The 26,989-nt window shown below is 70.8% G+C and carries 25 protein-coding genes; 14 read left to right on the top strand and 11 right to left on the bottom strand.

Going from position 1 to position 26,989, the window contains the following annotated elements; genetic code table 11:
* Positions 1 to 22 precede the first annotated feature (22 nt).
* Positions 23 to 1,528, bottom strand: coding sequence for an oligopeptide:H+ symporter (locus BEK98_RS12635; protein WP_094216572.1), 1,506 nt, complete (start codon positions 1,526 to 1,528; stop codon positions 23 to 25).
* Positions 1,529 to 2,021: 493 nt separating this feature from the next.
* Here BEK98_RS12635 and BEK98_RS12630 point away from each other — a divergent pair, with 493 nt between their 5' ends.
* Together BEK98_RS12630 and BEK98_RS12625 are read left to right on the top strand one after the other, a co-directional pair.
* Positions 2,022 to 2,699, top strand: coding sequence for a response regulator transcription factor (locus BEK98_RS12630; protein WP_020940464.1), 678 nt, complete (start codon positions 2,022 to 2,024; stop codon positions 2,697 to 2,699).
* Between the two features lie 41 nt (positions 2,700 to 2,740).
* A complete protein-coding gene (locus BEK98_RS12625; RefSeq protein WP_094216571.1) occupies positions 2,741 to 4,012 on the top strand; it encodes an ATP-binding protein in 1,272 nt (423 codons plus the stop codon).
* 4 nt (positions 4,013 to 4,016) lie between these two features.
* On the opposite strand, the gene BEK98_RS12620 is transcribed toward BEK98_RS12625, so the two are convergent.
* Positions 4,017 to 4,520, bottom strand: coding sequence for a GtrA family protein (locus BEK98_RS12620; protein WP_094216570.1), 504 nt, complete (start codon positions 4,518 to 4,520; stop codon positions 4,017 to 4,019).
* 182 nt (positions 4,521 to 4,702) lie between these two features.
* Here BEK98_RS12620 and BEK98_RS12615 point away from each other — a divergent pair, with 182 nt between their 5' ends.
* The 3 genes from BEK98_RS12615 to BEK98_RS12605 are packed head-to-tail and all read left to right on the top strand — an operon-like array spanning position 4,703 to position 7,601.
* Positions 4,703 to 5,896, top strand: coding sequence for a 5-(carboxyamino)imidazole ribonucleotide synthase (locus tag BEK98_RS12615; RefSeq protein WP_094216569.1), 1,194 nt, complete (start codon positions 4,703 to 4,705; stop codon positions 5,894 to 5,896).
* A complete protein-coding gene (gene purE / locus BEK98_RS12610; protein WP_094216568.1) occupies positions 5,893 to 6,417 on the top strand; it encodes a 5-(carboxyamino)imidazole ribonucleotide mutase in 525 nt (174 codons plus the stop codon). Before BEK98_RS12615 ends, purE begins: the two co-directional genes overlap by 4 nt.
* 5 nt (positions 6,418 to 6,422) lie before the next feature.
* Entirely contained in the window at positions 6,423 to 7,601 is a 1,179-nt protein-coding gene (locus tag BEK98_RS12605; RefSeq protein WP_094216567.1) for a dipeptidase, read from the top strand.
* Here BEK98_RS12605 and BEK98_RS12600 read toward each other — a convergent pair.
* On the bottom strand, positions 7,550 to 8,689 hold the full coding sequence (locus BEK98_RS12600) for an alkene reductase (protein ID WP_094216566.1): 1,140 nt from the start codon (positions 8,687 to 8,689) through the stop codon (positions 7,550 to 7,552). The two genes, BEK98_RS12605 and BEK98_RS12600, sit on opposite strands and share 52 nt — an antisense overlap.
* A gap of 62 nt (positions 8,690 to 8,751) precedes the next feature.
* Between BEK98_RS12600 and BEK98_RS12595 the strand changes: the two genes are divergently transcribed.
* Positions 8,752 to 9,111, top strand: a complete 360-nt coding sequence (locus BEK98_RS12595) for a MerR family transcriptional regulator (RefSeq protein WP_094216565.1) — start codon at positions 8,752 to 8,754, stop codon at positions 9,109 to 9,111.
* Positions 9,112 to 9,240: 129 nt separating this feature from the next.
* Positions 9,241 to 10,347, top strand: a complete 1,107-nt coding sequence (locus BEK98_RS12590; protein ID WP_094216564.1) for a dipeptidase — start codon at positions 9,241 to 9,243, stop codon at positions 10,345 to 10,347.
* An 18-nt stretch (positions 10,348 to 10,365) separates the two neighbouring features.
* Here BEK98_RS12590 and BEK98_RS12585 read toward each other — a convergent pair whose 3' ends face one another.
* Positions 10,366 to 10,725, bottom strand: a complete 360-nt coding sequence (locus tag BEK98_RS12585) for a VOC family protein (protein WP_094216563.1) — start codon at positions 10,723 to 10,725, stop codon at positions 10,366 to 10,368.
* 127 nt (positions 10,726 to 10,852) lie between these two features.
* On the opposite strand from BEK98_RS12585, the gene BEK98_RS12580 reads away from it, so the two are divergent.
* Positions 10,853 to 11,359, top strand: coding sequence for a CGNR zinc finger domain-containing protein (locus BEK98_RS12580; protein WP_094216562.1), 507 nt, complete (start codon positions 10,853 to 10,855; stop codon positions 11,357 to 11,359).
* Positions 11,360 to 11,487: 128 nt separating this feature from the next.
* On the opposite strand, the gene BEK98_RS12575 is transcribed toward BEK98_RS12580, so the two are convergent.
* Positions 11,488 to 12,831, bottom strand: a complete 1,344-nt coding sequence (locus BEK98_RS12575) for a UDP-glucose dehydrogenase family protein (protein WP_094216561.1) — start codon at positions 12,829 to 12,831, stop codon at positions 11,488 to 11,490.
* 180 nt (positions 12,832 to 13,011) lie between these two features.
* On the opposite strand from BEK98_RS12575, the gene BEK98_RS12570 reads away from it, so the two are divergent.
* From BEK98_RS12570 to BEK98_RS12555, 4 genes are all read left to right on the top strand, one after another.
* Positions 13,012 to 14,169, top strand: a complete 1,158-nt coding sequence (locus tag BEK98_RS12570; protein ID WP_094216560.1) for an acyl-CoA dehydrogenase — start codon at positions 13,012 to 13,014, stop codon at positions 14,167 to 14,169.
* 129 nt (positions 14,170 to 14,298) lie between these two features.
* Complete coding sequence (locus BEK98_RS12565) at positions 14,299 to 15,078, top strand: SDR family oxidoreductase (protein ID WP_094216559.1); 780 nt, start codon at positions 14,299 to 14,301, stop codon at positions 15,076 to 15,078.
* Positions 15,079 to 15,203: 125 nt separating this feature from the next.
* Complete coding sequence (locus BEK98_RS12560) at positions 15,204 to 15,569, top strand: four-helix bundle copper-binding protein (protein ID WP_094216558.1); 366 nt, start codon at positions 15,204 to 15,206, stop codon at positions 15,567 to 15,569.
* A 76-nt stretch (positions 15,570 to 15,645) separates the two neighbouring features.
* Positions 15,646 to 16,464 carry a class I SAM-dependent methyltransferase gene (locus tag BEK98_RS12555; protein WP_094216557.1) on the top strand — a complete coding sequence of 273 codons (819 nt, stop codon included), beginning with the start codon at positions 15,646 to 15,648 and terminating at the stop codon, positions 16,462 to 16,464.
* On the opposite strand, the gene BEK98_RS12550 is transcribed toward BEK98_RS12555, so the two are convergent.
* Positions 16,461 to 17,762: an LCP family protein gene (locus BEK98_RS12550; protein ID WP_208643092.1), complete on the bottom strand. Its 1,302-nt coding sequence runs from the start codon at positions 17,760 to 17,762 to the stop codon at positions 16,461 to 16,463. The genes BEK98_RS12555 and BEK98_RS12550 overlap by 4 nt on opposite strands.
* A gap of 92 nt (positions 17,763 to 17,854) precedes the next feature.
* Between BEK98_RS12550 and BEK98_RS12545 the strand changes: the two genes are divergently transcribed.
* Positions 17,855 to 18,430 (top strand): acyl-CoA thioesterase, encoded by a 576-nt coding sequence (locus tag BEK98_RS12545; protein ID WP_094216555.1) that lies wholly within the window; start codon positions 17,855 to 17,857, stop codon positions 18,428 to 18,430.
* Here the strand turns inward: BEK98_RS12545 and BEK98_RS12540 are convergent.
* A complete protein-coding gene (locus BEK98_RS12540; protein WP_483027325.1) occupies positions 18,427 to 19,929 on the bottom strand; it encodes an LCP family protein in 1,503 nt (500 codons plus the stop codon). The genes BEK98_RS12545 and BEK98_RS12540 overlap by 4 nt on opposite strands.
* A gap of 127 nt (positions 19,930 to 20,056) precedes the next feature.
* On the opposite strand from BEK98_RS12540, the gene BEK98_RS12535 reads away from it, so the two are divergent.
* Positions 20,057 to 21,085, top strand: coding sequence for a glycosyltransferase family 2 protein (locus BEK98_RS12535; protein ID WP_094216553.1), 1,029 nt, complete (start codon positions 20,057 to 20,059; stop codon positions 21,083 to 21,085).
* A gap of 55 nt (positions 21,086 to 21,140) precedes the next feature.
* Here the strand turns inward: BEK98_RS12535 and BEK98_RS12530 are convergent, their stop codons facing one another.
* From BEK98_RS12530 to BEK98_RS12515, 4 genes are all read right to left on the bottom strand, one after another.
* Positions 21,141 to 22,739, bottom strand: a complete 1,599-nt coding sequence (locus BEK98_RS12530) for an LCP family protein (RefSeq protein ID WP_094216552.1) — start codon at positions 22,737 to 22,739, stop codon at positions 21,141 to 21,143.
* 128 nt (positions 22,740 to 22,867) lie between these two features.
* Positions 22,868 to 24,640 carry an LCP family protein gene (locus tag BEK98_RS12525; RefSeq protein ID WP_094216551.1) on the bottom strand — a complete coding sequence of 591 codons (1,773 nt, stop codon included), beginning with the start codon at positions 24,638 to 24,640 and terminating at the stop codon, positions 22,868 to 22,870.
* 232 nt (positions 24,641 to 24,872) lie between these two features.
* A complete protein-coding gene (locus BEK98_RS12520) occupies positions 24,873 to 26,075 on the bottom strand; it encodes an LCP family protein (protein ID WP_094216550.1) in 1,203 nt (400 codons plus the stop codon).
* Positions 26,076 to 26,162: 87 nt separating this feature from the next.
* The gene (locus BEK98_RS12515) at positions 26,163 to 26,918 is read right to left on the bottom strand and encodes a TIGR03089 family protein (protein WP_094216549.1); all 756 of its coding nucleotides are present in this window, start codon (positions 26,916 to 26,918) and stop codon (positions 26,163 to 26,165) included.
* Positions 26,919 to 26,989: the final 71 nt, after the last annotated feature.

The raw sequence follows: 26,989 nt of genomic DNA, 5'->3' as shown, positions 1-26,989 counted from the left end.
CTCCTCGGAGCCGGGGACTACGTCAGTGGACGTCGCCCATCAGCTGGTTCACCTTCTTGCGGTACATCCACACCGCGACACCGGCGACCACGGCGAGCACGGCCTCCAGGGTGACGAAGCCCGTCCGGTCGAGGTTCACCCCGCCGATGGCCGGGTTGGACAGCAGGGCGGTGATCGAGTCGCCCGCGGTGACCGCGAGGAACCAGACGCCCATCATCTGCGAGGCGTACTTCTTCGGCGCCATCTTCGTCGTCACGGACAGGCCCACCGGAGACAGCGTCAGCTCACCGATCGTCTGGACGAAGTAGATCGCGACCAGCCACATCGCCGCGGCCTTGTGACCGCCCTCGGCGATCGACAGCGGGGCGAGGAAGAGGAAGAACGACGCACCGATCAGCACCAGACCGGAGGCGAACTTCACGATCGTGCTCGGCTCCTTGCCGCGCCGGTTCAGCCACAGCCACGCCCAGGCGAAGACCGGCGCCAGGGCCATGATCATGACCGGGTTGACCGACTGGTACCAGGAGACCGGGAACTCCCAGCCGAAGATGGTGTTCTCGGCCTTGCCGTCGGCGAAGATCGACAGCGTCGAACCACCCTGGTCGTAGATCATCCAGAAGACGGCGGCGGCCACGAAGAACCAGACGTAGGCCGACACCTTCGAACGCTCGGCACGGTCCAGGTCCTTGTCCCGCAGGATGCGGGTGATGACGAAGACCGGCACGATCAGACCGATGACGGTCAGCGGGATCAGCGCCCAGTTCAGCGTGAAGTGGCCGGAGAAGCCGACGGCGGCGTAGAAGACCGCGGCGATCGCCAGCCAGGTCAGGCCCTTGCGCAGCGTGGCGGACTTCTCCTCGGCGGACAGCGGCGTGGGGACGACGCTGCTCTTCTCGCTCAGGTGACGGCTGCCGAGCAGGTACTGGGCCAGACCCAGCGCCATGCCGAGCGCGGCCAGCGCGAAGCCGAGGTGCCAGTTGTAGCTCTCGCCGACGGTGCCGATGATCAGCGGCGCGGCGAAGGCGCCCAGGTTGATGCCGATGTAGAAGAGCGTGAAGCCACCGTCACGGCGCGGGTCGTCCGCACCCTTGTAGAGGTGACCGACCATCGTGGAGATGTTGGCCTTCAGCAGACCGGAGCCGATGGCGACGAGGCCGAGGCCGACGAAGAAGCTGGCCGAGACCGGCAGCGCCAGGCACAGGTGGCCGAGCATGATGATCAGGCCGGAGACGGCGACCGTCTTGCGGGGGCCGAGGACGCGGTCCGCGAACCAGCCACCGGGCAGGGCGAGCAGGTACACGAGCGACACGTACACCGAGTAGATCGCGGTCGCCGAGCCTGCGCTCAGGTGCAGGCCGCCCGGGGCGACCAGGTACAGCGGGAGCAGGGCCCTCATGCCGTAGTAGGAGAATCGCTCCCACATCTCGGTCATGAAGAGAGTGGCCAGTCCGCGGGGGTGGCCGAAGAAGGTCTTCTCGGAACCGGGGGTGCCCGGGCGGACCGAGTCCTTCGTCAGGCTGGACGCCATGGTCGTTCCTTGCTGGTCGGGACGCGGCGGCTGGAGCGTTGCGCGCCCGGTGGGGGTGCGGCCGGCACCGGCGGGGTCGGTCGTCCACCCCCACGCCCAGGGGGAGTCCGCTCCGGATCACGGAGTGGCGGACGGCGACCACCGGGATCCACGCCCTGGACGCGTCAGTGCGTCCGGAGCCCGGCCAGAGGTCATTCCTGTCAAGGCTGATCTTCGTCAGCCCGCACACAAAAGAGACCTTCAGCGTCAAGTGCCCGCCAAAGGTCCCCGGTGTGCTAGAGGCGTTCAGGTCACCATACGGCAGGACAGCGCCGGATATGGAAGGACTTGAGACGCGGATCACAGGTGTCGAGGGAACCGCGGGACCTGTTTCGAAGGCGTTATCTACGATCGCACCTCCCAGGCAATGGTTCGTACCACGGGCCGGGGAAGGTAAGAACTCCTCGAACCGATCACACTCCAGCACTGCGCGCGGGCGGTCTACCATCACCTCATGACCCGTGTACTGCTCGCCGAGGACGACGCGTCCATCTCGGAGCCGCTGGCCCGCGCCCTGCGCCGGGAAGGTTACGAGGTCGAGGTGCGTGAGGACGGACCCACCGCGCTCGACGCCGGAATGCAGGGCGGCGTCGATCTGGTCGTGCTGGACCTCGGCCTGCCCGGCATGGACGGCCTGGAGGTCGCCCGCCGGCTGCGCGCCGACGGCCACACCGTGCCGATCCTCATCCTGACCGCGCGGGCCGACGAGGTGGACACCGTCGTCGGTCTGGACGCGGGGGCCGACGACTACGTCACCAAGCCCTTCCGGCTCGCCGAACTGCTCGCCCGGGTACGGGCCCTGCTGCGCCGCGGCGCAGCTGAGCCGCAGCAGCCGCCGGCCACGCACGGCGTGCGGATCGATGTCGAGTCGCACCGCGCGTGGATGGGCGACGAGGAACTCCAGCTGACGGCAAAGGAGTTCGACCTGCTGCGCGTGCTCGTGCGGGACGCCGGCCGGGTCGTCACACGGGACCAGCTGATGCGCGAGGTCTGGGACACGACGTGGTGGTCGTCCACCAAGACCCTCGACATGCACATCTCCTGGCTCCGCAAGAAGCTCGGCGACGACGCGGCGAACCCCCGGTACATCGCCACCGTGCGTGGCGTGGGCTTCCGGTTCGAGAAGAGCTGAACTCCTCCCAGGGGTTCAGCACTCCCTTCAGGTAACGGAACATGCGTCGACGTCTCATCCAGTCCACCCTCGCCGTAGTCCTCGTGGTGATCGCCGTCTTCGGCGTGTCCCTCGTCATCGTCGAGACACGGACGATCAGCAACAGCGCCCAGGAGCGGGTGGAGTCCGAGGCGGTGCGGCTGGCCAGCATCGTGGACAGCCGCATCCTCGCGGCGGAGAACGTCAACGCCGAGGTCCTGCGCAACCCGGTCAGCAAGGAGCAGTACGCCGAGATCCGGGTCCCGGGCCGGCCGCCGATCGAGATCGGCACCAAGCCCGAGGGCGACGTCATCCGCTCCACCCAGAAGGGTGAGGAGGGCGAGACGGTCACCGTCGAGGAGCCCCGCTCCGCGGTGACCCGCGAGGTCGGCCGGACCCTGCTGATCATCGGGCTGGTGGCGCTGCTCGCGGTGGTCGCCGCCGTACTGCTCGCCGTGCGCCAGGCCAACCGGCTCGCCTCCCCGCTGACCGACCTCGCCGAGACCGCCGAACGCCTCGGCTCGGGCGATCCGCGCCCCCGGCACAAGCGCTACGGCGTCCCCGAGCTGGACCGGGTCGCCGACGTGCTCGACTCCTCCGCCGAGCGCATCGGCCGGATGCTCACCGCGGAACGGCGCCTCGCCGCCGACGCCTCCCACCAGCTCCGTACGCCCCTGACCGCGCTGTCCATGCGGCTTGAGGAGATCACCCTCACCGACGACCCGGACACGGTGAAGGAGGAGGCGACGATCGCGCTGGGGCAGGTGGAGCGGCTGACGGACGTGGTGGAGCGGCTGCTGACCAACTCGCGCGACCCGCGCACCGGCTCCGCCGTCTCCTTCGACCTGGACGAGGTCATCCAGCAGCAGCTCGCCGAGTGGCGGCCCGCCTACCGCAGCGCGGGCCGGGCCATCGTCAGCTCCGGAAAGCGGCATCTGCGGGCCGTCGGCACGCCCGGCGCGGTCGCGCAGGTGCTGGCCGCGCTGATCGAGAACTCGCTGATGCACGGCGGCGGCACGGTCGCGCTGCGCACCCGGGTCACCGGCAACCAGGCCGTGGTCGAGGTCACCGACGAGGGGCCGGGCGTCCCCGGCGACCTGGGCGCCCGGATCTTCGAGCGCACGATCAGCGGACGCAACTCGACGGGGATCGGGCTGGCCGTCGCCCGGGACCTCGCGGAGGCCGACGGCGGACGTCTGGAGCTGCTCCAGACCCACCCACCGGTGTTCGGCCTGTTCCTGTCCCGCACGGCCCCGGCCCGCAAGTCGGGCGAGGACCAGCCGACGGTTCGCTAGAGCCCTAGGGGACGCGCTGCTGCGGCGCGGGCCTCTTCGACTCCTGCTCCAGGATCGATTCCGCGCTCGCCACCGTCTCCCGGGCGGGCAGTGCCCGGAACACCCAGGTGCGGTACGACCAGAACCGGAACAGGGTGGCGACGCCGATGCCGAGGAACTTGAAGACGTTGCTCTGCAGCGGGCTGTCCCAGCCGAAGCCGTACGTCGCCAGGTAGAGCACGCCGTTCTCGATCACCAGGCCGATCGCGCTGAAGATCAGGAACAGCGTGAGTTCCTTGGTACGGCCGCTCTTCTCACGGTCCCGGTACGTCCAGTAACGGAAACCGACGTAGTTGAAGGCGATCGCGACGACGGTCGCGATGATGCTGGCGCGCACCACCGGCAGGTCGGAGACATGCCGGACCAGGTTGAACACGCCGAGATTGACAAGGACGCCGGCGCCTCCGACGGCGCCGAACTTGGCCACCTCGCGTACGAGTCGTTGCAGCCCCGAGGAACGACGTTCCATGGCTGTGCAGCTCCCGTCCGTAGGTTTCGTCAACCCAGCCATGCTATCCAGGCGACCTGTGTGCCGCTCCCGGACCAGGCCACAGCTTGGGAACGGGTCGGAAAGAGCCGGGAAAGTCCCGGGTAAGAGGCGGTGTGAGGGACGTAATCCGGCCACGCCGTCCCGGCCGATACCCTAGGGGCGTGACGTTCCCGGTAGTCGGCATGGTCGGCGGGGGGCAGCTCGCGCGTATGACGCACGAAGCGGGCATCCCGTTGGGCATCAGGTTCAAGCTCCTCAGTGACACCCCTCAGGATTCAGCGGCGCAGGTCGTCAGCGATGTCGTCATAGGCGACTATCGCGACCTGGACACGCTGCGTGAGTTCGCGCGCGGTTGTGATGTGATCACCTTCGATCACGAACATGTACCCACCGAGCACCTCAGGGCCCTGGAGGCGGACGGTATCCCCGTGCGCCCGGGACCCGACGCGCTCGTGCACGCCCAGGACAAGGGCGTGATGCGGGCGAAGCTCGACGCGATCGGAGTGCCGTGCCCACGGCACCGGATCGTGGGCGACCCGCAGGACGTGGCGGCCTTCGCGGCGGAACTCGAAAGGGGCGGGCCCGAAGGGCCCTCCGGCAAGGGCGGTGGTGGGAGACGGGCGGGCGGCTTCCCGGTCGTCCTCAAGACCGTCCGCGGCGGCTACGACGGCAAGGGCGTGTGGGTCGTCGACTCCGTCGAGGAGGCCGCCGACCCGTTCAAGGCGGGCGTCCCGGTCCTCGCGGAGGAGAAGGTCGACTACGTCCGCGAGCTGGCCGCCAACGTCGTACGGTCCCCGCACGGCCAGGCCGTTGCCTATCCGGTGGTCGAGTCGCAGCAGGTCGCCGGCGTCTGCGACACCGTGATCGCGCCCGCCCCCGACCTGGACGAGGAGCTGGCCCTCCAGGCCGAGGCGATGGCGCTGCGCATCGCCGGGGAGCTGGGCGTCGTCGGCCACCTCGCCGTCGAGCTGTTCCAGACCCGCGACGGCCGCATACTCGTCAACGAACTGGCGATGCGTCCGCACAACTCGGGCCACTGGACCCAGGACGGTGCGATCACCTCCCAGTTCGCCAACCACGTGCGTGCCGTGCTCGACCTCCCGCTGGGCGACCCGCGCCCGCGCGCCAGGTGGACGGTGATGGCCAACGTCCTCGGCGGCGACTACCCGGACATGTACTCCGCGTACTTGCACTGCATGGCCCGCGACCCCAAGCTCAAGATCCACATGTATGGCAAGGACGTGAAGCCCGGCCGCAAGGTCGGACACGTCAACACCTACGGCGACGACCTGGACGACGTGCTGGAGCGCGCCCGTCACGCAGCCGGCTACCTGAGAGGCACGATCACCGAATGAGCCCTGTTGTTGGCATCGTCATGGGGTCGGACTCCGACTGGCCCGTCATGGAGGCCGCCGCCCAGGCCCTGGACGAGTTCGAGATCGCGTACGAGGTCGACGTCGTCTCCGCGCACCGCATGCCGCGCGAGATGATCAGCTACGGCGAGCACGCCGCCGACCGCGGCCTGAAGGTGATCATCGCCGGTGCGGGCGGTGCCGCCCACCTGCCGGGCATGCTCGCCTCGGTCACCCCGCTGCCGGTCATCGGAGTGCCCGTGCCGCTGAAGTACCTCGACGGCATGGACTCGCTGCTCTCCATCGTGCAGATGCCAGCCGGTGTCCCGGTCGCCACCGTCTCCGTCGCGGGCGCCCGCAACGCGGGTCTGCTCGCGGCCCGCATGCTCGCCGCGCACGACGAGGACCTGCTGCAGAAGATGCGCGACTTCCAGCAGGACCTCAACGACCAGGCCACCGAGAAGGGCAAGCGGCTGCGCGCCAAGGTCGAGGGCGCCGCGGGCGGCTTCGGCTTCGGGAAGTGACGCCCGTGACCTCGCTGGACGACGCCCGCGAGCTGCTGCGCGAGTTCCCCGTCGTCGACGGGCACAACGACCTGCCGTACGCGCTGCGCAAGCAGGTCCGCTACGACCTCGACGCCCTCGACCTCGCCGCCCACCAGAGCGCGAGCCTGCACACCGACCTGCCGCGGCTGCGCGAGGGCGGGGTCGGCGCCCAGTACTGGTCGGTGTACGTCCCCTCCGACCTGCCGGACGCGGTCCCGGCGACCCTGGAGCAGATCGACGGCGTCCGGCAGATGCTGGCCCGCTACCCCGCACAGCTGGCCCCCGCCCTGACGGCGGCCGACATGGAGGCGGCCCGTGCGGACGGCCGTATCGCCTCCCTCATGGGTGCCGAGGGCGGCCACTCCATCGGGAACTCCCTGGGCACGCTCCGGGGCCTGTACGCGCTCGGCGTGCGGTACCTGACGCTCACCCACAACGACAACGTGGCCTGGGCGGACTCGGCGACCGACGAGCCGGGCGTGGGCGGCCTGTCCGCCTTCGGCCGCGAGGTCGTCCGCGAGATGAACCGGCTCGGCATGCTCGTGGACCTCTCCCATGTGGCGGCCACGACCATGCGGGACGCGCTGGACGCCTCGTCCGCGCCGGTGATCTTCTCGCACTCCTCCGCGCGTGCCGTCTGCGACCACCCGCGCAACATCCCGGACGACGTCCTGGAGCGGCTGCCCGGCAACGGCGGCATGGCGATGGTGACGTTCGTACCGAAGTTCGTGCTCCAGGCGGCGGTCGACTGGACGCTCGCGGCCGACGAGAACATGCGCGCCAACGGCTTCCACCACCTCGACACCACCCCCGAGGCGATGAAGATCCACCGCGCCTTCGAGGAGCGGAACCCGCGCCCGGTCGCCACGGTCTCCACGGTCGCGGACCACCTCGACCACATGCGCGAGGTCGCGGGCATCGACCACCTCGGCATCGGCGGCGACTACGACGGCACCGCGTTCACCCCGGACGGCCTGAACGACGTCTCCGGTTACCCGAACCTGATCGCCGAGCTGCTCGACCGCGGCTGGTCCCGGACCGACCTGGCCAAGCTGACCTGGCAGAACGCGGTACGGGTGCTGGGTGCGGCGGAGGACGTGGCCGGTGGGCTTCAGGCCACGCGCGGTCCGTCCAACGCGACCATCGAGTCGCTGGACGGCTGAGCCGGCAGCTCGCCGAGGGCGGGGTAGTCGTTGTAGCCGTCGACCCCGCCCACGTACATGAAGTAGCGGTCCCGGACCGGGTTGAGCGGTGCGCCGAGCCGCAGCCGCTCGACCAGGTCCGGGTTGGCGAGGAACGGCCGGCCGAGCGCCACCAGGTCGGCGCCCGCCGCCAGCATCTCTCGCGCGGCCCGGGTGACGCCCTCGGTGGAGAGGTCGGTCAGGTCCGGGTTGCCGATCAGGACGCCGGGCCAGTCGGCGCGGATCCGCCGGTACCAGCCGGTGTCCGGGGCGGAGCGCACCAGGTGCAGATAGGCGAGGTCCAGCCCCTTCAGGCGGGCCAGGAGCGCGGCGTAGAGGCCGTCGGTGTCGTCCTCCAGGACGCCGTTGACGGTGCTCGCGGGCGAGATGCGGATGCCCACCCGGTCCGCGCCGATCGCGTCGGCCACCGCCTCGGTCACCTCCGCCGCGAACCGCGTCCGCCGCTCGGCGGAGCCGCCGTAGGCGTCGGTGCGGCGGTTGGTGTTGTCCGCGAGGAACTGGTGCAGCAGCATCCCGTTGGCCGAGTGCACCTCGACGCCCTCGAAGCCAGCGTCCACGGCCCGGCGGGCGGCGGCCGCGAAGTCGGCGATCGTGGCGCGGATGTCGTCCGCCGTCATCCCGCGCGGCTCGACGGCCGTCCGGTGCCCGCCCGGCGTGAAGATCGTCTCCGGCAGCGGTACGGGGGAGGGCGCGACCGGGGTGAGACCGGTGGTCGCCGGATGGCTGACCCGGCCGCCGTGCTGGAGCTGGAGGAACATCCGACCGCCGGCCGCCCGGACGGCGTCGGTGACCTGACGCCAGCCGGCCGTGTGCCGGTCGGTGTGGATGGCGGTGATGTCGGGGTACGTCTGCCCGACCGGGTTCGGCGTCGAGCCCTCGGCGATGATCAGCCCGGCCGAGGCCCGCTGGGCGTAGTGCGTGACCATGAGCGGGGTCGGGGTCCCGTCGGATTCCGCGCGGTTGCGGGTGAGCGGGGCCATGACCAGGTGGTTGGGGAGCGCCAGCCGACCGAGCCGGGCCGGGGCCAGGAAGTCCGTTGTCTGCGTCATGGCGGCACGGTAGAACTTGACATTGATGTCAGATTCAAGCCCTCTTCCCGGCGGAGGCGGACATGCGGATCGGTGAACTGGCCCGGCGCACCGGCGTGAGCGAGCGGTCGCTGCGCTACTACGAGACCCAGGGGCTGCTCACGGCCGAGCGCACCCCCGGCGGACACCGCGACTACCCGGAGGCGGCCGTCGACCGGGTCATCCGGATCCAGGAGCTGTACGCGGCCGGCCTGCACAGCGAGCGGATCCGGCTGCTGCTGCCCTGTATGCGCGACCAGGACGGCGGTCCCTCCGCGATCGCCACCCCGCGGCTGGTCGCCGACCTCAGCGCCGAACGCGACCGCATCGATCGTCTGATCACCGACCTCGTACGTTCGCGGGAGACGCTGGACGAGGTGATCCGGGCGGCCGGGGACGCGTGACGGACCGTACCCCCGAACGCCCCACTCGCCAGGAAGGATCCCTGCGCTCCGTGCGAACGTGTCGGTACGCCAGCCGCATCAGACGTAGCTCACGACCGACGTAGCTCAGACGACGTACGGAGCCCGCCCATGGCCGACCTCCAGGACGACACGCCCACCACGACCGAGGTCGGCGGGGACTACGGCCTGCCGGACGACCCCTTCCCCGACGAGCCGTACGGCCCGGCCGACGAGACGCTGCGGCGGGCGCACTCGCTGCTCGCCGGCCACCCCGTCGCCGACGGCTACAGCGGGCTGCCGTGGGCCCTGCGCCATCTGCCCTGGTACGACCTGGAGCTGGGCGAGATGTCCGTCGACACCGATGTGCCCCGGCTGCGCGAGGGCCATGTGGGCGCCCTGTTCTGGTCGCTGCACCTGCCCGAGGGGCTGGCTGGGGACCGTGCGGTGGGCGCCACCCTGGAGCAGCTGGACCTCGTCCACTCCGTGACCGACTCCCATCCGGAGGGACTGCGCCTGGTGCGCACCGCCGGACAGATCATCGACGCCCGCAACTGCGGCAGGGTCGCCGTCGTACTGGGCCCGGCCGGGGCGCCCGCGCTCGACGACTCCCTGGGCATCCTGCGCGTCCTGCACGCCCTCGGCCTGCGCCTCCTCACCCTGGCGGGCACCGCCTGGGCGAGCGAGGCGGGGCTGACCCGGTTCGGCGAGGAGGTCATCCGCGAGATGAACCGCCTCGGCGTCCTGGCCGACCTGTCCGGCGCCTCCGAGGCCACGGTCAGCCGGGCCGCCGCCCTCTCCAAGACCCCGGTGCTGTGCACCCGCTCCGCCGCCCGCGCCCTGCGCCCCCACCCGGCCAACCTGCCCGACGACCTGCTCGCCGAGCTGGGCGCCGCGGGCGGCCTGTGCATGGTGCCGCTGACCGCCGAGCAGACCGGCCCGACCGTCCGGGACGTCGCCGACCACCTCGACCATGTCCGCGCGGTCGCCGGCCCCGAGTGCGTCGGCCTGTCCGGCACCTACGACTCCGGCGCCGCCCACCCCCGCGACCTCGCCGACGCCTCCCGCTACCCCCACCTGATCGCCGAACTGCTCCGCCGCGGCTGGTCCGAGTCCGAGCTGTCCCTGCTGACCTGGGGAAACGTCCAGCGGGTGCTCCGCAGCGCGGACTTCACGGCCCGCGCCGCACAACACCGCCGGGAGCCGTCGAACGCGCGGATCGCGGAGCTGGACGGCTAGGGACCGTCTTCGGCTGCCTCAGCCGGCGCAGAGGCAGAAGGGGTGCCCCGCGGGATCCGCGTACACCCGCCAGGTGCGCGAGCGGTCCTCGGCGTCCAGCGCCTTCGCGCCCAGCTCCAGCACCCCCTTCTCGGCCGCGTCCATGTCCTCCACCACCAGGTCCAGGTGGAACTGCTGCGAGGCGTCCGGCGCGGGCCACTGCGGCGGGACGAACCCGGGCGCCTCCTGGAAGGCCAGCGCCTGCCCGCCCGGCAGCTTCAGGTCGACCCAGTCGCCCTGGTCCTCGACCGTGCCGCCCAGCACCTCGGCGTAGAAGCCGGCCAGCGCACGGGGATCGGGACAGTCCAGGACGACCACACCCAGCTTGGCGAGTGCCATGACTTCCTCCTCGAAGTCGGAGTTACCTTCGGAGTTACCTTTAGAAGCGAGTAACCAGTAACGCGTTACCCGATGCTCCCGCATCGGCGGTAACGCCGCAACCGGATTGGGGAGGTAACTTGCAGCCATGAGTGAGAGATCGCCCGCGCCGGGAGGCCTGGCCCTGGTCGAGTCCCTGGTGAACACGCTGGACATCGAGTCGGGCGCCGACTCGCTCGACACGGCGGACGGCCGGGCGCGCCTCGGACTCCAGGAGGACGACGTCCCCCGGGCCCGTGAGCTGCGTGAATCACTGCGCGCGACCCTGCTGGCCCACGCCGGCCACCTGCCCCACCGCCCGGTGACGCCCCTGGGCGAGCTGCTGGCGTCGGCCCCCCTGCACGTGACCGTCGACGTGGCCGACGGCTCGGCGGCCCTCGTCCCCGCCGACGTACGCCCTCTGCTCTCCCGCGTCGCCGCCGCCGTCGCCGAGGCGCTGGTCGCGGGCACCTGGACCCGCCTCAAGGCATGCGAGGCCGAGACCTGCCACTGGGCGTACTACGACCGCAGCCCCGCCGGACGGGGCCGCTGGTGCTCGATGCAGGTGTGCGGAGCGCGCGCCAAGATGCGCCGCTACCGAGCGAAGGAGTCGTGAACCACAAGGAGCCGTAAACCACAGGGAGTTCATCGGCCACGTATGTGTCCCGTGGTGCAGAATGCGGGAAGACGCCGGTTCGGCCGACTGAGCCTCGGCCGAACCGGCGTCGCCCTGAAGGCATGCCGCTAGGCGGTCGGCCGGCCCATCGCCCGGTACGTCCACCCGGCCCGCCGCCACAGCTCCGGGTCCAGGGCGTTGCGCCCGTCCAGGATCAGCCGGGCCGCCGCCGCCCGGCCCAGCGCCGCCGGGTCCAGCTCGCGGAACTCCCGCCACTCGGTCAGGTGCAGTACGACGTCGGCGCCCCGGACCGCCTCCAGGGCCGAGTCGGCGTAGCCCAGGGTGGGGAAGACCTTGCGGGCGTTCTCCATGCCCTTCGGGTCGTACACGGTCACCTGGCCGCCCTGCAGATGGATCTGCCCGGCCACGTTCAGCGCGGGCGAGTCCCGGACGTCGTCCGAGTCCGGCTTGAAGGTGGCGCCGAGCACCGCGACCCGCTTGCCCAGGAACGGACCGCCGCCCAGCGCCTGCCGGGCCAGCTCCACCATCTGACCGCGCTGGCGCATGTTGATGGAGTCGATCTCGCGCAGGAAGGTCAGCGCCTGGTCCGCGCCCAGCTCGCCGGCGCGCGCCATGAACGCCCGGATGTCCTTCGGCAGACAGCCACCGCCGAACCCGATCCCGGCGCGCAGGAACTTCTTCCCGATCCGGTCGTCGTAGCCGATGGCCTCCGCCAGCTTCGCCACGTCACCGCCCGCGGCCTCGCAGACCTCCGCCATCGCGTTGATGAAGGAGATCTTGGTCGCGAGGAAGGAGTTCGCCGAGGTCTTCACCAGCTCGGCGGTCGGGAAGTCGGTCACCACGAACGGCGTGCCCTCGCCGACCGGCGTGGCGTACACCTCCCGCAGCAGCTTCTCCGCGCGGTCGCCGCGCACGCCCACCACGATCCGGTCCGGGTGCAGCGTGTCCTGCACGGCGAAGCCCTCGCGCAGGAACTCCGGGTTCCAGGCCAGCTCGGCGTCCGCACCGGCGGGAGCGTGCTCGGCCAGATAGGCGGCCAGCCGCTCGGCCGAGCCGACCGGCACCGTCGACTTGCCGACGACCAGGGCGGGCGCGTGCAGATGCGGGGCGAGGGAGGCGAAGGCGGCGTCGACGTACGACATGTCCGCCGCGTACTCCCCGTGCCGCTGCGGAGTGTTCACACACACGAAGTGCACGTCTCCGAAGGCCCCGACCTCGGCCCAGTCCTGGGTGAACCGCAGCCGCCCGGTGGACCCCTCGAAGCCGGCGACATGCCGGCGCAGCAGCTCGTCGAGCCCCGGCTCGTACATCGGGGTCTCGCCCCGCTCCAGCATCGCGATCTTCTCGGGCACGACATCGAGCCCCAACACCTCGAAACCGAGTTCGGCCATGGCCGCGGCGTGCGTGGCGCCCAGGTAGCCGGTGCCGATCACGGTGATCTTCAGGCTCATGGATGTGCTCCAGATCGGGTACGTCGGTGATGCGGAGCCGAGCATAGTCGGGGCGTCCACCGGGCAATTTCCCCGCTGTCGCCCATCTCACGTAGGCGTCCCCCGGTCGGCCCTCTAAAATTTGAGTTACTTAACGGTAATTAGCGTCAGCATCACAGCGTCTTTGGAGCGTGAGAGACCTTGGCCGGATCGGCTGACTTCGACCTGTACCGCCCGTCCGAAGAGCACGACATGCTCCGTGACGCCGTCCGTTCGCTGGTCGAGGCGAAGATCGCGCCGTTCGCCGCGGCGGTGGACGAGGAGGCCCGCTTCCCGCAGGAGGCCCTCGACGCCCTGGTCGCCAACGACCTGCACGCCGTGCACGTCCCCGAGGAGTACGGCGGCGCCGGCGCCGACGCGCTCGCCACGGTCATCGTGATCGAGGAGGTGGCCCGCGCCTGCGTGTCCTCCTCCCTCATCCCCGCCGTGAACAAGCTGGGCTCGCTCCCGGTGATCCTGTCCGGCTCCGAGGACCTGAAGAAGAAGTACCTCGCCCCGCTCGCCAAGGGCGACGCGATGTTCTCGTACTGCCTCTCCGAGCCGGAGGCGGGCTCGGACGCGGGCGGCATGACGACCAAGGCGGTCCGCGACGGCGACCACTACGTCCTCAACGGCGTCAAGCGCTGGATCACCAACGCGGGCGTCTCCGAGTACTACACGGTCATGGCCGTGACCGACCCGACCAAGCGCACCAAGGGCATCTCCGCCTTCGTCGTCGAGAAGTCGGACGAGGGCGTCTCCTTCGGCGCCCCGGAGAAGAAGCTCGGCATCAAGGGCTCCCCGACCCGCGAGGTCTACCTCGACAACGTCCGCATCCCCGCCGACCGCATCATCGGCGAGGAGGGCACCGGCTTCGCCACCGCCATGAAGACCCTGGACCACACCCGCATCACCATCGCGGCCCAGGCCCTCGGTGTCGCCCAGGGCGCCCTCGACTACGCCAAGGGCTACGTCCAGGAGCGCAAGCAGTTCGGCAAGCCGATCGCCGACTTCCAGGGCATCCAGTTCATGCTCGCCGACATGGCCATGAAGGTCGCCGCCGCCCGCGCGCTGACCTACCAGGCCGCGGCCGCCTCCGAGCGCGGCGACAAGGACCTCACCTTCCAGGGCGCGGCCGCCAAGTGCTTCGCCTCGGACGTCGCCATGGAGGTCACCACCGACGCCGTCCAGCTCCTCGGCGGCTACGGCTACACGCGGGACTACCCGGTGGAGCGCATGATGCGCGACGCCAAGATCACCCAGATCTACGAGGGCACGAACCAGGTCCAGCGGATCGTGATGGCCCGCAACCTGCCGTAAGGCGCGCGCTCTCCTCGCTGCTGCCCGGTAGCCCCCGTCCGCCTCGGACGGGGGCTACCGGCGTATCGGCGTAGCGTGGACAGCGGGGCATCTCCCGGCCCGACCTCGGTCACGGAAGGCACCGTCACCATGCCCACCAGCGAATCCCTCGACGGCAGGCGCGCACTGGTCACCGGCGGCACCAAGGGCACCGGAGCCGCCATCGCCGACTCCCTGCGCCGGGCCGGCGCGAGCGTGCTGGTCACCGCCCGCAGCCGCCCCGAGGAGGTCGAGGAGAAGACGTTCATCGCGGCGGACCTCGCCACCGTCGAGGGCGCCGCCGAGGTCGTCTCCGAGGTGAACGCCCGCCTGGGCGGCGTCGACATCCTCGTCCACGCCCTGGGCGGATCCGCGGCCCCGGCCGGCGGCTTCGCGGTCCTCGGCGACGACGACTGGGCCCGCGAACTGACCGTCAACCTGCTGGCCGCCGTACGCCTGGACCGCGGCCTGCTGCCCGGCATGATCGAGGCCGGCCGCGGGGTGATCGTGCACGTCACGTCCATCCAGCGCCGGATGCCGCTGTGGAACGGCACCCTCGCCTACGCCGCCGCCAAGGCCGCGCTGACCACCTACAGCAAGGGCCTGGCCAACGAGGTCGCCCCGCACGGGGTACGGGTCACCGCGGTCTCGCCCGGCTTCATCCGGACCAGCGCGGCCGACCAGTTGGTGAGCCGGATCGCCGAGGAGGCCGGCGTCACCCGGGAGGCGGCCCTGGACCGGCTCATGGACTCCCTCGGCGGCATCCCGCTCGGCCGCCCCAACCGCCCCGAGGAGGTTGCCGACCTGATCGCCTTCCTGGTCTCCGACCGGGCGTCGGCCATCCTCGGCGCCGAGTACGTCATCGACGGCGGTACGACCCCCACCGTCTGAAGACTCCCTCTGGGCCGAACGGGTGCGAAGCGGGACATGCGTCGAATGGCAGAGCCGGGCGCCCGGGCGTAGGACGGAACCACACGGGGCCCGCCCCGGACCCCTCTCCCTCCCCAGGAGGAGCCATGACCCAGCCCGGAACCACCATGCCCGCCATGACCAAGGCGATGCAGGACTGCGTCGAGGCCTGCATGTCGTGCCACAACATCTGCGAGGAGACCATGAGCTCCTGCATGCAGATGGGCGGCCAGGCCCAGATGCAGATCATGCGCGCGCTCATGGACTGCTTCGAGATGACCCGCATGTGCGCCGACATGATGATGCGCCGCTCGCCGATGTCGCCCGAGATGTGCGCGATGTGCGCCAAGGCCTGTGACATGTGCGCCGAGGCGTGTATGTCCATGCCCGACGACAAGCAGATGATGCGCTGCGCCGAGGCGTGTCGCCGCTGCGCGGAGATGTGCCGAGCGATGGCGGGCGCGCGGATGTGACCCTCCCTCACCCCGTGAGGGCGGTCAAGGGCACCCCCGTGGGTGCCCTTGATCCTTTGTGCGGCACCCTGGGCGCATGATCGAGACGGATGCGACGGCGGCCTTCGACGCCGCCGAGCGGGCCATGTGGGCGGGGCGGACCGAGGCGTACGCCGGGAGCTTCGGCCGGTTGTGCGCGTACCCGGTGCCCGCGCTGCTGGACGCGGCCGGGGTCGGGGAGGGGACGCGGGTCCTCGACGTCGGGACGGGGACCGGCACGGCCGCCCTGGCGGCGGGGGAGCGGGGCGCGTTGGTGCGGGCCGTGGACGCCGACCCCGGCATGGTCGCCGAGGCGCGCCGGCGCGGGGTGGCCGCAGAGGTCGCCGTCCTGCCCGAACTGCCCTTTCCCGACGGTGAGTTCGACGCCGTGGTTGGCAACTTCGTGCTCAACCACGTGGGTCGGCCGCGTGCCGCGCTCGCCGAGCTGCGACGGGTGCTGAGGCCCGGAGGGCGGATCGCCGTGACGCTGTGGGGCGCCCGGCGCGGGGCCGGGCAGGAACTGCTCGGGCAGGCGTGCGCGGCCGGCGGTGCCGTACCGCCGTCGTACCTGCCGCGCCTGGACCCGGACGAGGACTTCACCCGGACCCCGGAGGGGCTTGCCGGGATGCTCACGGAGGCCGGGTTCGGCGGTGCCGAGGCGGACGAGCTGGCCTGGGCGCACCGGGCCGGCGTCGAGGAGTGGTGGGGCGGGGTGGCCGCCGGGGTCGGCAACGTCGGGCTGGTCGTGACCTCGCAGGACGCGGAGACGGTCGTACGGATCCGGCGGGAGTACGAGCGGCTGAGCGCCGTATACGCGGATGGGGAAGGGCTGCTCGCCCTTCCCCATGTCGCGCTGCTCGCCTCGGCGACCGCCTAGTTGCCGGTGACGGTCACCTTCTGGTCGTTGTTCAGCTCGTTCACCAGGGTCTTCACCTTCGCCTTGTCCCAGACGAGGTTGCCGCCGGTGGATCCGGAGATCGGCATGTTCAGCGAGGTGCCGTCACCGCCGTTGACGCCCTTCATCGCCCAGAACATGGACCCCAGGTCCCACAGGCCCATGTCCTTGTCGACGATCAGGGAGTCCAGGCCCGCGCCCATGGTCGGGTAGAACTTGAAGGGGTTGAGGATCGTCCCCGGGGTGGCGACCTGGTGGGCCAGGGCGGACAGGAACTTCTGCTGGTTCTTGGTGCGCTGCAGGTCGCTGGCCGCGAAGGCGTGCCGGGTGCGGACGAAGGCGAGGGCCTGCTGGCCGTCGAGGGTCTGCTTGCCCGCCTTGAAGTCGGCGCCGGACCACTTGTCCTTGAAGCCCTTGTCGATGTCGATCTCGACGCCGCCGACCGCGTCCACGATGTTCGCGAAGCCCTGGAAGCCGATCTCCACGTAGTGGTCGATGTGCAGGCCGGTGTTGTACTCGACCGTGCGCACGAGGAGGGTCGGGCCGTCCTCGGCGTAGGCCGCGTTCAGTTTCTCGCGCCGACCGGTGGCCGGGTAGACCTTCCCGGACGTCGACCCCTTGTACGACGGGATCTCCACGTCCGAGTCGCGCGGCAGCGAGATCAGCGTGTCGCCGCTGTCGCCGACGTGCAGGATCATCATCGAGTCGGTGCGCTTGCCCTCGGCGCCACCGGTGTGCAGCTTCTTCTCGTCCGCCTTGGACATGCCCTCACGGCTGTCCGAGCCGACGATCAGGTAGTTCGTGCCCGAGCCGGACTCCGGCCGGTCGATGACCTTCGACAGGTCGACCTCGCGGCGCAGCTTGGAGTCGGCCCAGAAGTACGTCGCCACCGAGGTGACGATCAGCACACCGGCCAGCGTGATCGCGGTCCACTTGATGCGCCGGCGCCAGTTCGGCGCCGGACGCGGACCCCGGGTGGGTGCGCCCGCCGGGCCGCCGGGCCCGCCCGGGCCGCCGCCGTAGACCTGGCCCGTGTTGTATCCGCTGTCGTAGTCGTCGTATCCCTGGCCGTCGACGTACGACGGCTGCTGCGGGACTCCGGCGCCGTACGGCGGTGCCGACGGGCCGGGGTCGCCGTACGAGCGCTGTCCGGGCGGTACCGCCGGGCCGCGCCGCACCTGACGCATCACGCGGGCGCTTTCCGGCTGCGCGCCGCCGCTGCCGCGTCCGTAGCGCGGGCCGCGATTGTCGTCTCGCCATCCCTCGGGCCAGTCATTCATGCGCCCCAGTGTGCAGGGCACCGCCGTGGGCCTTACAAGGGGTGTCGGAAAATCAGAGCGGCGCTGTTGCGAAGCTGACACAAATTCCGCGAATGTCAGTTCGGCATAAGGTGGGGGCCATGACAGACCAGGCCACGGACGTGGATCCGGACATCCCGGGCAAGCCGACGTCCGCTTCCCGCACCACACTCAGCCACATCATGACCCACAACGACACCAATCTGTTGGGGACGGTGCACGGCGGTGTGATCATGAAACTGGTCGACGACGCGGCGGGCGCGGTGGCCGGCCGGCACTCCGGCGGTCCCGCCGTCACCGCCTCCATGGACGAGATGGCCTTCCTGGAGCCCGTCCGCGTGGGCGATCTGGTCCATGTGAAGGCCCAGGTCAACTGGACCGGCCGGACCTCGATGGAGGTCGGCGTGCGGGTGCTGGCCGAGCGCTGGAACGAGTCCGCCCCGCCGACCCAGGTCGGCTCGGCCTACCTGGTCTTCGCGGCCGTGGACGCCGACGGCAAGCCGCGCCAGGTGCCCCCGGTGCTGCCGGAGACCGACCGCGACCGCCGCCGCTACCAGGAGGCCCAGATCCGCCGCACCCACCGCCTGGCCCGTCGGCGCGCGATCCGCGAGCTGCGCGAGAAGCGGGCGGCGGAGGGCTTCGAGGACTAGGCCCCTTCGGAAGCCGAGCAGATCACCTCGTTGCCGCGCAGCACGGCCTGCTCCGGCTTGGCCGGGTCCTCGACCCGTACCTGGTGCACGGCCTTGAAGTCCGACCCGGCGGTCACCTTGATCAGCTGGCCCTGGCCCGGTACCGCGCGCAGTTCGCTGCCGGGCAGGGCCGCGGCCAGGGTGCGGGCGGAGCGGTCCCAGCGGGGGTCGTAGGAGATCACCGTGCGCCTGGCGTTGTGCACGGTCGCGGTGGTCGGCTGCCGGGTGGTGGCGAAGCCGGCCGTCGCGAGCGCCGCGTCGATCCGCTTGGCCAGCCCGGCCGTGCCGGTTCCGTTCTCCACCTGGACCCGGACCTGCCGTGGGTCGACCTCGACAGGCGCGGGCCGAGGACCGCGGTGCGGGTGCTCCACGCTGAGCGGCTTGTCGTCGCGCAGGGCCTGGAAGAGCCGGCCGGACGCCGCCGGGTCCCACTTCAGGGTCGAGCCGAGGCCCTTGACCGCGAAGTTCAGCTGCCCGATCGGCACGGTGGTGAACTCGGAGGAGGACGGGGAGAAGTTCCGCATCGCCCGGCCGAGGTCGAGCAGCTCGTCGGTGCCGAAGCCCTCGTCGGCCCGCACCGAGCCGAGCACCGCCCGGGTCACGTCCCGGAACCTCATCGGGTTCAGCAGCACCCCGGAGGAGGTGGCCCGCTCGATCAGCGCGGCCAGGAACCGCTGCTGCCGCCTCATCCGGCCCAGGTCGCTCGCCCCGTCCGCGTGCCGGGCGCGCACGTACTGCAGCGCCTGCCCGCCGTTGAGGGTGTACGTGCCGGGCGCCAGGTCGAGGCCGGTGTACGAGTCCTTCAGCGGTGTCGCCGTGCAGACCTGGACGCCGCCGAGCACGTCCACGGTCTTCATGAAGCTGGTGAAGTCGACCTCCAGATAGTGGTCGATCTTCACATGGGTCATGTTCTCGACCGTGGCGATGGTCAGCTGGGGGCCGCCCTCGGCGTACGCCGCGTTCAGCTTGACGGGGTGCGGGATGTGCCGCCGGCCGGTGGCCGGGTCGACGTGCTCGGGCACCTCGGCGTAGGAGTCGCGGGGCAGGCTCACCACGCTCGCCCGTTCCCGGTCGTCCGAGATGTGCACGATCATCATCGTGTCGGTGCAGTGGCAGGGCTGCCCGCCCAGTCGGTACGCGCGCCGCTCCGACTCGCTGATCCTGTCGCGGGCGTCCGTGCCGACCAGCAGGACGTTCATGCCGTGCCCGGCGCGGGGCCGGTTCTTCATGTCCTTGAAGGCGTCGACCCGGGCGATGCCCGCGTCCAGGCTGGTGACGACCGCGTGGCCGATCCCGGCGGAGGCGAGCACGACCACGGACAGCGTGGTCACCGCCCGCATGGCCCAGCGCGGCCGCCTGGGGCGCGGGGGCCGCACGGTCCGTTGGGGCTGCCGTGGCACCCGGCGGGGCGGTTGCGGTCGGCGCTGCGGCCGGGCGGGGGACCTGGGCGGGCTCGGCAAGGGACACCTCCGGGCTGCGGCCGTACGTGGGATTTGTGAGCACCGTAGGCCGATACGATCTCCTGCCCGCCTCCACGCCCCGGCGGCGCGCACCGGTGTCCCCCGTTCGCGGTAACGTGAGCCCCCTATGAACGCCAAGCCCGACGTGCGACTCCCCGCTGTTTCTGTGATCATGCCCGTCCTCAACGAGGAGCGGCATCTGCGCGGGGCCGTCCAAGCGATCCTCGCGCAGGAGTACGCCGGCGAGATGGAGGTCGTGATCGCCCTCGGTCCGTCCACGGACCGCACGGACGAGATCGCCGCTCAGCTCGTGGCCGACGACGCGCGTGTACACACCGTCCCGAACCCGACCGGTCGCACCCCCGCCGCGCTGAACGCGGCGATCAAGGCCTCCCGGCATCCGATCGTGGTCCGTGTCGACGGCCACGGCATGCTCTCGCCGAACTACATCGCGACCGCCGTGCGGCTCCTGGAGGAGACCGGCGCGCAGAACGTCGGCGGCATCATGCATGCCGAGGGCGAGAACGACTGGGAGCACGCGGTCGCCGCCGCCATGACCTCGAAGGTCGGCGTCGGCAACGCGGCCTTCCACACCGGCGGCCAGGCGGGCCCCGCCGAGACGGTCTACCTCGGCGTCTTCCGCCGCGAGGCGCTGGAGCAACAGGGCGGCTACAACGAGGAGTTCATCCGCGCCCAGGACTGGGAGCTGAACTTCCGCATCCGTGAGGCGGGCGGCCTGATCTGGTTCTCGCCGGAGCTGAGGGTGTCGTACCGGCCGCGGCCGAGCGTGCGGGCGCTCGCCAAGCAGTACAAGGACTACGGCCGCTGGCGCCATGTCGTCGCCCGCTACCACGAGGGCTCCATCAACCTGCGCTACCTCGCCCCGCCGACCGCGGTGTGCGCGATGGCGGCGGGTCTCGTGGTGGGCGCGGCCCTGACGCCGTGGGGTCTGGTGATCCCCGGCGGCTATCTGGCGGCGATCGTGGCGGGTTCGGTCCCGGCGGGCAAGGGGCTTCCGCTCAAGGCCCGGCTGCAGATCCCGGTGGCCCTGGCGACCATGCACATGTCGTGGGGCTGGGGCTTCCTGACCAGCCCCAAGTCGCTGGCGAAGCGGGTCATCGCCTCGCGCCGGCCGGCGGTGCTGGAACCCCGCTGAGCGAGCACATGAGACGACGAGGGCCCCTCCTGCGCGGAGGGGCCCTCTTGTCGGTTCACCACTGGTAGGGCTTGTACACGTCCATGCACTGGGAGGTGTCCGAGCCGTTGATGGCGTCGGAGTTGCTGGGCAGGTCGCCGGCCTTCGGAGCGGACTTCTTGGGGTAGGCCGTGCCCGTGCGCCAGTCCGCGCCCACGACGAGGGTGACCCCGGACACGTCGGTCGACTGCTTCACCTGGCTCAGCGGGATGCCCAGCGCCTTGGCGACGCCCTGCGCGTCCCCCTCCAGATCGGCGCTCGGGTAGCGCACGACGGTCTGGTCGGCGGACAGCACCGCCGAGGTATCGGCCGTGGCCCTGCCGTACCCCTTCTGCACGAGCACCTGGCCGATCGTCCGGGCCCGGCCCCCGACCGCGGCCTCGGTGGAGGACTGTGTGGCGTTCTGCACCACCACCCCGAGCCGCGCCGCGTCGACCGAGGGAGCCTTCGTCGGCTGGGACTTGCTCCCCGCCTGCTTCGCCTTCGACGGCTTGCCGTTCTTGTCGAACGCCACGTCGTCGCGGAGCATCTGCCACATCTTGTCGGCGCCGGCCTTCTCCGGTACGACATGCTCGCCGTTCTGCGAGTCCTGGACGTTGGGCATCGTCACCGACGTGATGCGGTCCGACGGCACCGACTTCAGCTCCATGCCGAGGTCGTAGAGCTTCTTGACGGTGCCGATCTCCTCCGACACCTTCAGGGACTTGGTGGCCGCCTCGGCCAGGTCCATGAGCCGGCCGGTGTCGGTGAAGACGTTCTGATGCTGCAGCGTGCGGATCATCGAGTTGAGGTACATGTGCTGGGCGCGGGCCCGCATCACGTCACTGCCCCAGGCGTGCCGCGTGCGCAGCCACTGCAGGGCCTGCACGCCCTCGACCTTCTTCCGCCCGGCCTTCATCTTCAGCCCGGAGCCGCCGCGTTGGGCGGGCGTGGAGTGGTCCCACACGTTCTGCCGTACGCACACCTCGACGCCGCCGATGGCGTCCGCCATCTTCACCACGCCCGCGAAGTCGATCGTCATCCAGTGGTCGATGTAGACGCCGGTGAGGTTCTCCCAGGTGGCCAGCGTGCAGCCGGCCCCGCCCCGGGCCAGGGTGGTGTTGATGATGTCGTTGGTCGCCGGGTAGACCTTGCCGGTGTCGGGGTCCGTGCACTTGGGGATGTCGACCCGGGTGTCCCGGGGGATGCTCACCATGGCGGCGCTCTTGCGGTCCGCGGAGAGGTGGATGAGCATCTGCACGTCGGCGAGCGGTGGGCTGCCGCGGTCGTACTTGGCCCCGCCGAGCTTCACGTTCTCGTCGGAGTTACGGCTGTCGGAGCCGATCAGCAGGATGTTCAGCGGGGTCTGGCCGGCCGCGTTCGGCCGGGTCCGCTGCGCCTTGGAGTCGTCGCCGTTGCTGCGCCGACCCTTCTGGATGTTGCCGTTCAGGTGCTGGTAGTACAGGTATCCGGCGCCGGCCGTGCCAAGTATCACCACCGCGAGCACGGTCGCCGACCAGCGCAGAGCCCGCCGTCGGCGCGGTCGCCTCTCGGTCTTCGGGACGCCGCCGCGACGCCCGCCGCCGTGCCGTCCGGACCCCTCCGGCGCGACCGCCGTCCGGGGCGTGAGCGCCATCGTGTCCTCGACCGCAGGAGGCTCCCCCCGCACATCGCTCTGCGACAACTCCCTGCCCTCCCCACCCTGCGCCATGAAACGGGTCCGTCCCGCGCCGAGTTAGACGCACGACGGACCCGTTGGGTTACCTACGAGGCGCACTGAACCTTGTCGGCCGTGGACTTGCCGTCGACGTCCGGCGCCTTGGACGGAGCGGTGAGGGAGACGCCCGCACCCTTGAAGTCCTTGCCCAGGGTGAGCGTCATCGCGGGCAGCCCCTGCGAGTTGGTCACGCTCTTGCCCGGCTTCAGCGCGCTTCCGGGCAGCCCCATCAGAGCGGCCAGTTCACGCGCCTGGGGCGCCTGGTCGGGTGCGTATTCGAGCGTCGTCCTGCTCAGTTCCGCGGGCGCGTTGCCGGCGTTCTCCGACTTGAGCACGCCCTCGTCGGTCTGCAGCCAGTTCAGGGTCTCCTGCGCGCTGCCGGCCTCGGCGCCGCCGTTGAGGACCCGCACCCGCACCTCGGAGGGCGCGGACTTGCTGCCCTTGAGGCGGGCGGCCGCCGCGTCCTTGGCCGCCTTCTGCTTCTTCTTCACCTCGGTGAAGGAGACGTCGTTCTTGATGGCGTCGAAGACCTGGGGGGCGGTGTTCGGGTTGACGATGACCGTCTTGTGCACGACACCGTCCGCCGGGTTGTCGACCACCGGCACCGTCAGGAAGGAGATGTTCTTCGGCGGCACCTTCTTCAGCTCCAGCGCCACGTCCTTGAGCGTGCTCACCGAACCGATGCCCTTGTCGACGGTCAGCGCCTTGGTGGCCGCCTCCGCCAGCTTCACCAGCTTGGTCGGGCTGGTGAGGGTGTCGCTGGAGGACATCTTGCGCATCAGCGAGGCCATGAACTGCTGCTGCACCTTGATGCGGTCCAGGTCGCCCTGGTTGCCCCAGCTGTGCCGGGTGCGGACGAACGCCAGCGCCTGCTCGCCCGCGATCTTGGACTGGCCGGCGGGCAGGTCCAGGTGCGAGTCCTTGTCCTTCACCGCGTGCTTGAGGCACACGTCGACGCCGCCGACCGCGGTGGTCAGCGTCTTCACCGCGTTGAAGTCGACCATCATGAAGTGGTCGGGCTCGATGCCGGTGACCTCCTTCACGGTCCGCATCGTGCAGCCCGGGTCCCGGCCCTCCTGGCCCAGGCTGGTGTTGAAGCGGACCCCGTCGGTGCCGGCGATGATCTTCTTGCTGCCGTCGGCCTGGGTGGTCTCGCAGTCCGGCACGTTCACGATCAGGTCGCGCGGAATGCTCAGCGCGGTCGCGTTCGTCCGGTCCTTGGCGACATGCAGCAGGATGTTGGTGTCGGCGTGCCCGACGCTGTTCTTGTCGCCGTAGCCCTCGTTGCCCTTGCCGGTCCGCTTGTCGGTGCCGATGATCAGGATGTTGAAGGCGTCGTCCTTGCTGAAGCCGTCCTTGGCCGCGTCACCGACGTCCGTGGTGGTGACGTTGCCCTCCAGGTGCTTCAGATAGAGGTAGCCGGCCGTGCCGACGGCCACCAGCACGAACGCCGTGCCGCCGGCGGTCCACGCCAGTATCTTCTTCGCCTTCGACTTCTTCTTCACCGGCCGCCGGTTGCGCCGCCCCGGCGGCGGCTCGGGCTCGGCACCCCGACGCCGGCGCGGTCCCGGCACCTCCGCGCCGCGCACCTGCCGCATCTCGCGCGTGCCACCCGCCGCCGCGTCGCCGCGGCCGCGCGCCGCACCGCCGGAAGCACCTGAATCACGGGAATCCCGGGCGTTCGGTCTCCGCGGACCGGGAACCGATGACTGCGGTGCGGAAGGACTCAGTCGCAGTTCGTATTCGCCGGTGCTCGGATTGAGTACCCACTGGTCTGCGGGGTCGATGTTGTCCGCCCGCCCACGGCCTTGCGCGTCCACGGTTGTCCGAATCCTCCGTCGGGGCCACGCGGCGCCTTCCCCCTCAAAGGCGCTCGGGTCTCGCTGAATCGGTGCACGACCCCAGGACGGACCTCGCGGCCGGGTGCACCGGATCGCTCACACTATCCGCCCAGTTCAGCGTCAAGCGACGCCGGTGACAAATTCCACCTTCCTACAACTGGGCAATCCCCCTCATATTTCTGAACAGAAGTTCGTCGTCCCGGTGCGCGCCTCACGCGCAGCCGTGTTCGGCGGCGGTGTTCCCACGGAACGTCGGGGCGGGGGAGGCGCCGTCCGCACGGTCCTCTCCCGGGCCCTGCCTGAGAACTTCCTGAGAATCCTTCTGTGTCACCGCCACCGGCTGGTCCGCCCGCAGCCGCGCGAACAGCTTCTCGGCCTCCGGCTCCACGAGTTGGTCGCGATTGGAGTCGTAGACGTACGACTCCCGCGGCACCGTCAGGAACTGCACATGTTCCGTGGGGATGTTCCGCAGCCCGCGCACCAACTGGTACAAACCGCGCAGACTCGCCAGTTCCGGATCGGTGGTGAGCGAGGAGGTCGCCGCGTCCAGCACCGGGTAGAGCTTCGCCGGGTTCAGCAGGACGTCGCTGCTCTGCACCTTGTTGACCAGCGCGCCGAGGAACCGCTGCTGCCGCTCCATCCGCTCGGTGTCGCTGCCGTCCCCGATCGACTTACGGGCCCGTACGTACCCGAGCGCCTGCTCCCCGTCGAGCGTCACCTTGCCCGCGGGCAGCTTCAGCTTGGCGGCCTTGTCGTCGATGGGCTCCTTCAGACACACCTGGACCCCGTCGACGGCGTCGACCATCTCCTTGAACCCGCTGAAGTCGACCACCACGTGATGGTCGATCCGGATGTCCGTCAGCTTCTCGACGGTACGGATGGTGCACGCCGAACCGCCCACCTGGAAGGCGTGGTTGAACATCGCGAACACCGGCTCGCTGCGGCTGCCGTCCGCCCGCCGGCAGCCCGGGATGTCCACCATCAGGTCCCGGGGCAGCGAGACGGCGGTGGCGCTGCGCCGGTCGGCGGCCAGGTGCAGCAGGATCGTGGTGTCGGACCGCTCACTGCCCAGGTCCCGCCCGTACTGCCCGTTGCCGTCCCCGGCCCGGGTGTCCGACCCGATCAACAGGATGTTCTGCGCGTCCCGCACCAGCGCGGTGGGCCGCTCCCGCTCGTACCGGGCAAGCTCGGCGGCGGCCGCGTCATCGGGCGTGATGTTGGCACTGAGCTTGGCGTACACGGCCCACCCGGCCCCGGCCGCCACGACGACGACCACACCCACCCCCAGCGCCGCCCCCCTGACCCACCGCCGCCGACGCCGCCGCAGGAGCCCGTCCCCGGCGGCCGAGACCCCGAGCCCCCGACGAACGCTGTCGTTCACGGTGCGGGCCCCCTCATGGCGTACGAGCGTCATGCCTCTGCTCTTACGACGATGGCGGGAAGGGGAACCGGAGGCGCCCTCTACTACTCCATATGGGGGACCCACACCCAACGGACGGCCTTACCGCCGCAGAGAAGTCACCCTCTCGCTCTCGACCCGCTTGGCGAGACCTTCCTCATCCAGCCGATCCAGATTCCGGCACAACACCACGGACCCCCCGACAGCCAAGGGCGCATACAACCCCGCGCTGAGCCCCTCCCACGTGTCGTACGACACCCCCGACAGCAACCGGGATCCAGGCCCCGTCAAGTCCAGCGACGGCGCATCGGTCAAGGCCCGCTCCACCACCTCGCCCCCACTGAACTCCGCCCCGGCCACAATCAGCGCCGGCTCCTCAGGATCCACCGGCGCGAACGGTGCGAACCGATCCCCCTGGCTCGGCACTTCCACGGCGTAATCGACGAAGCCGTCCGGGACCTGCGGGAACCGCCCGCCCAGCGGCCGCAGCGCGAGAGCGACCCGCTCCCCGCGGCACGCCCGCGCCGCCTCCAGGGAGTCCGGCCCGCTGACGACGACGTCGGCGGCGGCCGGGTCCCCGGCCACGTCCGCCACCGCCCCCACCGACGCACAGGCGAGCAGCCACACGGCCGTCTGCCAGTGCGCGGGCAGCAGCAGCGCGACCCGGTCGCCGGGCCCGGCGGACAGGTCGCCCTGAAGGAGGTTCGCGGTCTTGGCCACCCAATTGGCGAAGGTGGCGACGGAGAGTTCGACGCGTTCGCCCGTGGCGTCGTCGTAGAAGGTCACCAGGGGGCGGCCGGGATCCGCGGCGAGCGCGGAACGCAGCAGGTCGGCAGGGGTGCGATCGGTGGCATTCACCCGCGCAAGGGTACGCCGGGGCGGGCCCGCGCACCGAGCGCCGGGGCCACCGGTTCGGCGGAACGGCTCCC

It is taken from the genome of Streptomyces diastatochromogenes (genome assembly GCF_002242805.1).
GTDB classification, from domain to species: Bacteria; Actinomycetota; Actinomycetes; order Streptomycetales; family Streptomycetaceae; genus Streptomyces; species Streptomyces diastatochromogenes.
Note: the sequence above shows the minus strand (reverse complement) of the source record. Positions and strands in the feature narration are given on the sequence as shown.